Raw genomic sequence first — 9,235 nt, 5'->3', positions numbered from 1 at the left:
ATCGTCATGAATGCAAGTTCAATGGAAAAAGCCACAGAGGTGGACTATTTCATCACCAATGTAGTTGAGGCAGATACAGTAACAGCGTCGTGGATAGTCAAGACTTACACCGAAAGAAATTGGGTGGAAGTATTCTACCGAGAAGCCAAAGGATGGTTAGGGTTAAGGGAATACCAAGTCAGGGATAAACGAAGCTTACTTCGTCATTTTATCTTGGTGTTTTGTGCCTATACATTTATCCTGTGGCATAAGTTAACTGGGGGATTGCAAAGGCGGTGGGCGAATCGACCTTTAAACACTTTTGTGGAAGCTTTAGAAGCTTTTCGGACAGCGATGTCTTTCCGTTTCTTTGAGTGGCTGACCGAGAATCGGGATGTGTTTGCCGCTTACAAAGCCAGTTTAGGCTTTATTTGGGCTTGAAATTTGTTTAAGTCCCATTATCAAGTCACTTTTTGGGCGATCGTGATCCTTCATTATGTTGTATGGCTGTTTTGGCTGTTTTCGGGAGGAACGCTATGAGGTATTGCGATTCTAAAAGCATCAGTGCGATGCCGAAGGCACTGCGTAGCAGTACGCTATCGCCGTAGGGTGCGTTCCCTAATGCAACTTCTACTGCTCCAGCGATCGATTTTGGGGAACGCACCATGCCCATTGATTGAAACTGTAGGTTTAAGTGCGGTGTGGGCTAATCTGGCTAACAGGCTTTTGGACGTGATATAAAGATAGTATAGGTGACGGTTTATCTGATGACGGAAAATGGATATGTGGAGGATGTTTTTCAGGCATTGCTTACCCCGCTAAAGGTTAAAATGATCATGAAGAAATAGAATTACTTTAATGAAACTAGATCGTATTACGAGCAATCCAAACCGTATGAATGGGCAACCCTGCATCCGTAACCTTCGCCTTACGGTTCGTCGAGTGATTGAGCTACTGGCAACTTATCCCGATCGAGCAGAATTACATCAAGAGTTTCCCGAACTGGAGGATGAAGATATTCGACAAGCCCTAATTTTTGCCTCTTCTTACTTGGATGATCGCATCATTGAACTTCCTAATCGCTATGAAGCTGTTGCTTGATCAGGGACTACCGCTTTCTGCGGCAACTTTATTATGTGATGCTGGGATCGACACTATTCATGTTGGCCAAATAGGGATGTCTGAAGCTGAAGACTCAGACATTATCCAAAGGGCTAGAGACGAGGGACGGGTTGTTGCTACTCTCGATGCGGATTTCCATACATTGCTGGCACTTGATGTGGCGAATACCCCTTCAGTCATTCGCATTCGGGTTGAAAGATTACGCGCCCAAGCACTTACGAATCTTTTGTTGACAGTAATCCCTGAGTGCGAGGAGGATTTAGAACAAGGATCAGCTATTACGGTTGAGCCAAGCCGTATTCGTATTCGTCGTTTACCATTAGTGTCTGATGTCTAACCGTTGCACACCGACCGTATTCAGTCTCTTTGTTGAGTCCAAGAAGTTACTAACGGCGGCTGAACGGAAGAACGGAAACGTTATACTGAATCGGTTTTTAATAGTATGATTAACTCCCAATCCAACTTGAAAAACCCGCTCCCTTCTCGCCACTGCTGTAACAAAAAACAACTATCCCCCGATAGCGATCGCAAAAGGTCGAATAATTATAAATTTTTGTCAAGGGGTGCGGTCAGATCGAAGAATCATCGCTAGGATCAGCCTAGTTGTCAGAAATTTAGTTAAACAAGGTTTTTGGCAATAGGCTAATCTGGCTAACAGGCTTTTGGGTGTGATATGGGGAAAAGTTCTTGCAATCGCGCCTAAATGGAGTGTTATACAGAAAGTTGACCCATATCGTTACCCCAGAGAGTGTTATACAGAAAGTTGACCTATAATCAATAGTTAGCCCGCTGAGATATACGGGAGGGCAGCACTTGAAGCCTCTTTATTTGCTATTTCACTTCGTTCTTCAGAGAAGTAGTGGTTCGTTCAAACTGGGTTTAAGACAGATTAAGCGTCCAGAAGCCCCTGTCTAAAACAAAGAAGTTAATTGTCCTGAACAACTTAAGAGAAGGCATTCAAATGAAAAATCACGATGATTATCCATTAAATTCTTCTGAGGATATAAAAGCCAAGATTCACTATGTAAGTGAACATATTGATCGATCTATAAATCATCTAAATTTTCGTCGCAATGAGAACAGAAAGAAAGCATCTGCAATCAAAGTCATAACTATTGTTTGCTCAGGTCTTATTACTGTTTTGCTGGGTTTACAAATTGAAGGTACTGAACAGTACTTCAAAGGGATTGCCCTTTCATTAGGAGCAATTGTAACTATACTAAATGCCCTCGAACCCTTTTTTAATTATCGAGCTTTGTGGGTTTCTTATGAAGAAGCTGTGGCAGATATATACAGACTAAAAACTGATATGGTTTTCTACCTGACAGGAAAACCGCTGGAATTAATCAGTGTTGAGAAACTTCAAGAGTTTTTGGCAAGAGAGCAGGATATATGGGCTATGCTAAGAGAAAGTCATTCTAGATATAGGAGACTTGAGGAGAAATCTGATTAGTAAATTCATCTTATACTTTAAACAAGCTTTGAAAGAAAAGCGCAATCGCCGATCTGGTAGGGTGCGTTCCCTAATGCAACTTCTACTGCTCCACTGATCGATTTTGGGGAACGCACCATGCTCATTGATTGAAGCTGTGGGTTTAAGTGCGATGCCGCTCTGGTGGGCCCAGTTGGGGAATGTTAGCGAAGATTCCCAATGGGTTAAAATAGAGGGCAAAAGTTGCCCCAGGGTCAAGCCAATGACAGTTCGACAACCCCGCTACAGCAAAGAAGAATTCGCTCGACGTGGTAATGAGATTTATCAATCTCAGGTACGTTCTCAAGTGGAGGAGGGAAATCACGGGAGAATTGTGGCGCTCGACATCGAAACTGGAGCGTTTGAGCTTGCCGACGATACGATTACTGCTACCGATCATCTCTAGGAGCGTGTCCCTGATGCTCAACCTTGGCTGATTCGGATTGGACATAGATCCGTCTTCCGTTTTGGCAGTCGCAGCCAGAGAAAGCCTGTATGATGTGTGGGGATGGGTCTTTTGTATGGCTTTAAACTTCAGATTGAGGCAGTGGAAGGTGGGCGCGTTACAATTGAGGCGCTATGACTCAGCCAAAGTTATCGGTGAAGACGGTCTAACTTAACCGTTATACTGAATCGGTTTTTAATAGCATGATTAACCCCCAATCCAACTTGAAAAACCCGCTCCCTTCTCCCCGCTCTCCTATAACTTTTAAACAGGATTTAGTATGACTATCTAGGGTTTGCTGAATAAGTACGGGCGAAGCATTCGGATAGAAAATCTACGTTTTCACCGATAGGTTATTGCCCGAATGCTTCGCCCCTACAGGACGCGGGCCGATGAAGACGCAAGGTTTTGAACGACGATTCTCTCAAAATCTTGCACCTGTTTCGCGAGAAAAGCCCCAAAACCCTTACTTTGCCTACATTTCAAATTTATTCAGCCAACCCTATCTAAATTAACTGGTTAAGACTGTCTATGAGCAGGGAGCAGAGAGAAAAAACCTGACTCCCGATGACTGAAAGCTGATCACCGACAAAACCTATCCCAAAACGATCGAATCGCGCAGGGATTGAATTTCCTCGGTTTGTAAACGCGCCCCAAAAGTAGAAACCACCCGGGCAGCCGCTAGAGAAGCGAGATTTCCCGCTCCTTTGTAACCCATACCGTGGGTAATACCGTAGAGAAACGCACCTGCATACATATCCCCCGCGCCGACGGTATCGATCGCCTGTACGGGATGGGGGTCGATTTCCAGCAGATTTTCGCCATCATAGATCAAAGAACCACTAGCACCCCGGGTGATAGCGAATCCTTGGGCAATGGTTTTAAAATAGGCGATCGCTGACTCGATTTCCTCGCTGCCGGAAATAGTCAAAGCTTCCGACTCATTAGCGAAAACGAAATCTAACCCCGTTCCGATCATTTCCAGTAATCCCTCCCGGAAGAAGATCGCCATATTGGGATCCGACAGGGATAAAGCGGTTTTGACTCCAGCAGCCTGAGCAATTTCTCGCCCTTTAATAGCGGCAGCTTTGGCAGTGGGAGAGGTGACGAGATAACCTTCGAGATAGAGATAATCGGCATTAGCGATCGCTGAAGGGACTAATTCCCGTTCGGAAATTTCCCCGGTGATGCCGAGAAAAGTATTCATGGTGCGATCGGCATCGGGAGTCACAAAAACTAGACATTTTCCCGTGATTCCCACCTCTTTTTCGCCGCCGTGTTCATTGGTATGCAAACCACAGGCCCGCAGATCTTGCAGATAAAACTTGCCTAATTCGTCATTGCCCACTTTACAGGAATAGAAACCTCTACCCCCCAACTGAGCGATCGCTACTAGGGTATTCGCCGCCGATCCGCCACCGCTGCGTTTACAATCAAAAGCCAATTTTTCCATCAACTGGGTTTGACGATTTTCGTCCACCAGCGTCATCACTCCTTTATCGATGCCCAATTCTTGCAGTAATTCAGGAGAGACTTGAAATTCCATATCAACGAGCGCATTACCGATCCCATAAACGTTGTATTGTTTGCCCATAATTTAGTCGATCGCCTAAAAATACTTTGTTATTGATAGTAGGGAAAGAAGGAGCAAAAAGCTAGGGGCTTTTTTTCGGACGGAGAATACCATCAACAAAAATAATGGGTGTGCTAGTCTCACACCCCCAGTAATTTGTGTTAAGTTTTGTTTAACTAAGCCACTTTAAGCCTCATCGTAGGCTTCTAGATCCAACAGATAAAGATAAGGTTCGGCTAATTCCTGCCTTTGAAAAGCGATCGCTCGCAACAGATGCCAATCCCGCAAAGCCTCGAAAGGGTTACTATACTCATCTTTTTCTAGTCGTTCGGCTAAAGAAGCAATATCAGCGGCGGTATATTTGGCAATATCTTGATCAGTGAAGCTTATAACTGTCATTTCTGCACCTTCCTCGACCTTTGTTCTATTTCTAGCCTAACATATATTCTGAGTTGAAAAAATGCCTTGACCGCTAAGTTAAGAACTGTAAATGGATGGGTAATTGTGGTAAGATTCCAGCAAAAGAGCTATTTTTGGTTGATCTTCTATGAAAACAGCCCTCATTACCGGTGCTTCCACTGGTATCGGTGTCGTCTTTGCTCGTCAACTTGCTCAACGGCAAATGGAGCTAATTTTAGTCGCTAGATCTAGGGATAAACTAGAACAATTAGCAGCGGAATTAGAGGAACAATACGGGGTAAAAGTGACGGTTATCGTCCAAGATCTGACCGTTGCTGGGGCGGGAAAGCTGGTATATGATACGGTGAACCAAAAAGGAATCAACGTTGATTTACTGGTAAATAATGCCGGTTTTGGTGATTATGGTGCTTTTAGCGAGCAGGATTTAGCCCGACAGTTAGAAATGATCCAGTTAAATAATCTGGTATTGGTGGAATTAAGCCACTATTTTCTCCGTCCCATGCTTGCTGGCACTGGGGGGGCAATTATCAATGTTGCTTCCATTGCCGGGTTTCAACCGCTGCCCTATCTTTCCGTCTATGCGGCGACAAAAGCTTTTGTCCTCAGTTTTAGCGAGTCTCTCTGGGCAGAAAATAAGGAGAAAGGCGTTGAAATCCTCGCTCTTTGCCCCGGTCCGACGGAATCCAATTTTTTTGAGGTGGCCCGATTTCCCAGTGCCTTTATGGGCAAAAACGGCCGGTTAGATTCGGCAGAAGTGGTGGTACAAGAGGCTTTAACTGCCTTGGCAAATAAGCGCCCCAACGTGGTAGCCGGTAAATTGACTAATAAAATTATCGTCAATCTGCCCCGTTTTTTACCCAGAAGTTGGATCGTGTCTTTGATAGAAAAGCAATTTAAGCTATAAGTAGAATAAAGCGAATTAGAGCAATTGCTGATAGGATTTTAAGGGAATACCTGTCCGGTTTCTCACTTCGATCGCCGAACGATAGACACCGTTTTTTTCTCTTTCGGCGACAATTTTATCAGCCACGGAAAAGTCAAGACCGAGATTGACTAATTCCGCAACGGAGTAGTAGTTTAAACAACGCCAAGAAACGTCAACTTCTTGGCGAATATCGTAGGCAAAGATAACCAAAGGTTCCAATTTTTTCAGATAATTTTCTGGTAAACCAGCCAGGAAGTGTAATTCTTCTAAATGGGTAAAAATATGTCCTTCGTTACGGACAGAAACGATATCATTGGCATAGACAATCGGCAACCCTAATTTATAAACCAGATCGTTGGTGGAACAGCTGTTAATATCAATTTTTTCGAGAGGAGAGGATGACTGTCTGGAATCGGTTCTATTTGCCGAAGCTATTGGATGGGAATTAAGCTGTTGACGGATGTATAAACCCAGGCCGATTTGGGCAAACCAAATGACGATAAAAGACTCTTGTGTAAGGAAAATAAGGGAGATAATTGTCAGGGCAATGCCGACAGATAACCAACTTTGGTTATTGTTTTTTTTGCCAGCATTAGCAATGGCAAGCCCACCGAAAACTGGGACTAAAGACAGCCAGATCCACTCGGAAGATTCGGGAGGGCGAGGAGAGAGATTAGACATATTTTTTTAAAGAGAATCTAAATATTTTCTGCGTTTTTCTTCGTATTCTTCAGCAGTAATAATTCCCTGATCGTAAAGTTTTTTAAGCTGGAGTAAAGTAGCGGTTTTTTGCTGGGCTGATTCTGGCAGTCCTCGCTCTCTACTGCTGGGGAGATAGTTAGGATTATATTTAGCATCAAAAGCTTGATCTGACATGATGATTAAACCAATAAATTCAAAAAAAGCAATGATGCCAGGGATAAAAGTCCAGAAGAAAAGTAGATAAAAAATACCTGCCAAATTCTCCCCTAGATAAAACTTATGGATGCCAAGATAACCGAGAAAAAAGGCTAGTAAAGCCGCTATAGTTCTATTTCTCATAATTTTTGAGATTTCCCTAATTTAGCCAAAAGAAAGTATAAAACCACGATGCCTGTCTGTAATTCCAAGAGAGTAATATAACCCTTGACTAGATAATTTAATTCTAGGGAGGAATTAAAGGCAAAAACTAGCGCACCCAAGGCTAAAAAAGGCAGTAAACGCCAGCCAGACTTGGGTATTTTTATTCCCGTACTGTTAACCTGATTCATGGGCTAATTCTCTAGGTTGGTCTTTTTCGGTGATAGTCGCAAAATCGGGCTTTGTCAAGGGGTGGTTTGATTAACTTTTAGCATCTCAACGAGGATATTATGGGCCTCCTTGGCTGATTCTAGGGTGCGTTCAAAAGGTATTCTAATTGTTTGACTCTCCCCTAATTTTTCTACGGCTAAATCCATACCTTCGGGATCGATGGAGAGCATTTGAGCGGTTTCTGCATCGGTAATATTGCCGTAAACTTGAGCGTAGAAAAGCACGGCATCACCGTGATCCTTGTTCATGTGTTTACAAATGCGATCGCTAATGGCGGGAGTGATAGTTTCAGACATAATATTCCCGAAAAAAATCGATAATAAGGTGGGGACGGATAAAAGCTAGTTCTAAATCGAGGCCAATGGGGTGATATTAGCTAGGGTAGCGTAATTAATCGCTAATTGCCAGATAATTTGGGCGTGAGGATGGCAGGTATCAATAATAAGTTTAATATTATTTTCTTGACAAAAATCCTTAATTGTGCATTGCTCTAATTGTCCCACTTAAGGTCAATCGGGGTAGAGAGTCAGATCCCGGGGCTGCCCGTGCAGTTAAATTGCCTGTTGAGATGAAACAAGAGGCAACAGTAAAGGGATTGGGAGAGATTGAGCTAATCTAAGGATAGGCGATTAAAATGCCTCTTAGCTTAAAACCCCACACCCTGCCCCTGGGAAAAACTTTTTTCAGTACACCCTATATATTTTATCGTTCACAACCGACAACAGAAGCGGTGTAGGTATTACCGATGTGCTGAATACCATTGACAAAAAGATTGACTAGAAAAGGTTGATCATTTGCCCGTACTGTGGCAGTAATTGTTAAGGGTTTATCGGGTTCGATTCGTACTCCATTAGTATTAAAAAATTCCTCGTTAGTTTGATCGCTATACTTGAGAAACAGCCGGATATCAAAGGAGGCAGCCCGGGGAACAGAAACCGTGATGATAAACCTCTGAAAACTTCTACCCCCCGGAACTGCCCAATCGGTATTCCAATTATTACGGGTTATGGTGACACCGAAGGGACCTGGAATAGTGGGTTGCGAGACGGTTTTAGTGATTTCACTACCTTCACCCCCTAATAAAGAAAGTGGCCGACAATTTTGCGCCGCTGCCGGTAGATGTAAGCTTAATAATACCGCCGATAGACCTAAGTAGAAAAGCACGGCATCACCGTGATCTTTGTTCCTGTGTTTACAGATGCGATCGCTAATAGCGGGAGTGATAGTTTCAAACATAAGATTCTGGAAAAAAATTGATGATAAGGTGGGGACGGATAAAAGCCAGTTCTAAATCGAGGCTAATGGAGGGATATTAGTTAGAGTAGCGTAATTAATCGCTAATTGCCAGATAATTTGGGCGTGGGCATGGCAGAGATCAATAATAAGTTTAATATTATTTTCTTGACAAAAATCTTTAATTGTGCATTGATCTAATTGTCCTACTTAAGGTCAATCGGGGCAGAGAGTAATAGTTAGTAAAAGTATAGTCAAATATAGACAGACTGAATTCCATTTCAGAAATTCCCTTCACTTTTACTTCGAGAGATTGATTCTCCTTGGGTGAACTACGCACCTCTCTATCCCATAGCGGTTAAACGCATTTGGGAATGCTTTTCGTAAAATATTGTAGGAACCCATGACATCAGATTGAACCAGAATCCCCTTATCTGTACAATATAACCCTCGCGAAATTCTTTTTCCTGAAAACACTGGCTTTTCAGTTATCTGTCCATAAACGGGGAGAGGATCGTCATTCAAAAAATTAGAAGCTGAGGTATAGGATTCTTCTTGAAGAATCACAGAGATTCCTTCTAATTGACATTTATAACTAATCATCTCAATTAATCGAGCATGAGGGATGGTCACAAATTTTTGATTGTTGACTTTTCCTAAGTTCACTTCTTGTTTCCAACCGTCATTTTTCCCAATTACTAAAGTTGTTATCTCTTGCTCAACTAAGAGATTGACTAAATAACGACTAGCTCGGTGAAGATAATTATCTATCTTCTG

General features: G+C 42.9%; 13 protein-coding genes and 2 pseudogenes. 6 read left to right on the top strand and 9 right to left on the bottom strand.

Annotated elements, in window-relative coordinates:
- From H6G48_RS03665 to H6G48_RS03645, 5 genes and pseudogenes are all read left to right on the top strand, one after another.
- Positions 1–420: pseudogene (locus H6G48_RS03665) on the top strand (IS701 family transposase); the annotation flags it as partial.
- Positions 421–837: 417 nt separating this feature from the next.
- Positions 838–1,080, top strand: coding sequence for a DUF433 domain-containing protein (locus tag H6G48_RS03660; protein WP_002761871.1), 243 nt, complete (start codon positions 838–840; stop codon positions 1,078–1,080).
- On the top strand, positions 1,034–1,438 hold the full coding sequence (locus H6G48_RS03655) for a DUF5615 family PIN-like protein (protein WP_341275481.1): 405 nt from the start codon (positions 1,034–1,036) through the stop codon (positions 1,436–1,438). The genes H6G48_RS03660 and H6G48_RS03655 overlap by 47 nt, the downstream gene beginning before the upstream one ends.
- Before the next feature lie 624 nt (positions 1,439–2,062).
- Complete coding sequence (locus tag H6G48_RS03650; RefSeq protein WP_190719158.1) at positions 2,063–2,554, top strand: DUF4231 domain-containing protein; 492 nt, start codon at positions 2,063–2,065, stop codon at positions 2,552–2,554.
- 241 nt (positions 2,555–2,795) lie between these two features.
- Positions 2,796–3,071 (top strand): annotated as a pseudogene (locus H6G48_RS03645) (hypothetical protein).
- A gap of 541 nt (positions 3,072–3,612) precedes the next feature.
- Here H6G48_RS03645 and H6G48_RS03640 read toward each other — a convergent pair.
- Positions 3,613–4,611 carry an adenosine kinase gene (locus tag H6G48_RS03640; protein WP_190719152.1) on the bottom strand — a complete coding sequence of 333 codons (999 nt, stop codon included), beginning with the start codon at positions 4,609–4,611 and terminating at the stop codon, positions 3,613–3,615.
- A 165-nt stretch (positions 4,612–4,776) separates the two neighbouring features.
- Positions 4,777–4,989 (bottom strand): protein IsiD, encoded by a 213-nt coding sequence (gene isiD / locus H6G48_RS03635; RefSeq protein ID WP_002732311.1) that lies wholly within the window; start codon positions 4,987–4,989, stop codon positions 4,777–4,779.
- A gap of 148 nt (positions 4,990–5,137) precedes the next feature.
- Here isiD and H6G48_RS03630 point away from each other — a divergent pair, with 148 nt between their 5' ends.
- A complete protein-coding gene (locus tag H6G48_RS03630) occupies positions 5,138–5,914 on the top strand; it encodes an SDR family NAD(P)-dependent oxidoreductase (protein WP_190719149.1) in 777 nt (258 codons plus the stop codon).
- Between the two features lie 15 nt (positions 5,915–5,929).
- Here H6G48_RS03630 and H6G48_RS03625 read toward each other — a convergent pair whose 3' ends face one another.
- The 7 genes from H6G48_RS03625 to H6G48_RS03595 all read right to left on the bottom strand — a co-directional run.
- On the bottom strand, positions 5,930–6,616 hold the full coding sequence (locus H6G48_RS03625) for a helix-hairpin-helix domain-containing protein (protein WP_190719147.1): 687 nt from the start codon (positions 6,614–6,616) through the stop codon (positions 5,930–5,932).
- A gap of 6 nt (positions 6,617–6,622) precedes the next feature.
- A complete protein-coding gene (locus tag H6G48_RS03620) occupies positions 6,623–6,976 on the bottom strand; it encodes an NINE protein (RefSeq protein ID WP_045357333.1) in 354 nt (117 codons plus the stop codon).
- Positions 6,973–7,185: a hypothetical protein gene (locus H6G48_RS03615; protein ID WP_190719139.1), complete on the bottom strand. Its 213-nt coding sequence runs from the start codon at positions 7,183–7,185 to the stop codon at positions 6,973–6,975. Before H6G48_RS03615 ends, H6G48_RS03620 begins: the two co-directional genes overlap by 4 nt.
- A gap of 54 nt (positions 7,186–7,239) precedes the next feature.
- Complete coding sequence (locus H6G48_RS03610; protein WP_190719135.1) at positions 7,240–7,521, bottom strand: DUF2470 domain-containing protein; 282 nt, start codon at positions 7,519–7,521, stop codon at positions 7,240–7,242.
- A gap of 51 nt (positions 7,522–7,572) precedes the next feature.
- A complete protein-coding gene (locus tag H6G48_RS27090) occupies positions 7,573–7,728 on the bottom strand; it encodes a precorrin-6A/cobalt-precorrin-6A reductase (protein ID WP_190719132.1) in 156 nt (51 codons plus the stop codon).
- 199 nt (positions 7,729–7,927) lie between these two features.
- A complete protein-coding gene (locus H6G48_RS03600) occupies positions 7,928–8,461 on the bottom strand; it encodes a hypothetical protein (RefSeq protein WP_190719128.1) in 534 nt (177 codons plus the stop codon).
- A gap of 297 nt (positions 8,462–8,758) precedes the next feature.
- The coding region (locus tag H6G48_RS03595; protein WP_190719124.1) for an IS200/IS605 family accessory protein TnpB-related protein at positions 8,759–9,235 on the bottom strand (477 nt) is incomplete at its 5' end.

Origin of the sequence: Microcystis flos-aquae FACHB-1344, from assembly GCF_014698375.1 — a bacterium.
GTDB classification, from domain to species: Bacteria; Cyanobacteriota; Cyanobacteriia; order Cyanobacteriales; family Microcystaceae; genus Microcystis; species Microcystis aeruginosa.
Note: the sequence above shows the minus strand (reverse complement) of the source record. Positions and strands in the feature narration are given on the sequence as shown.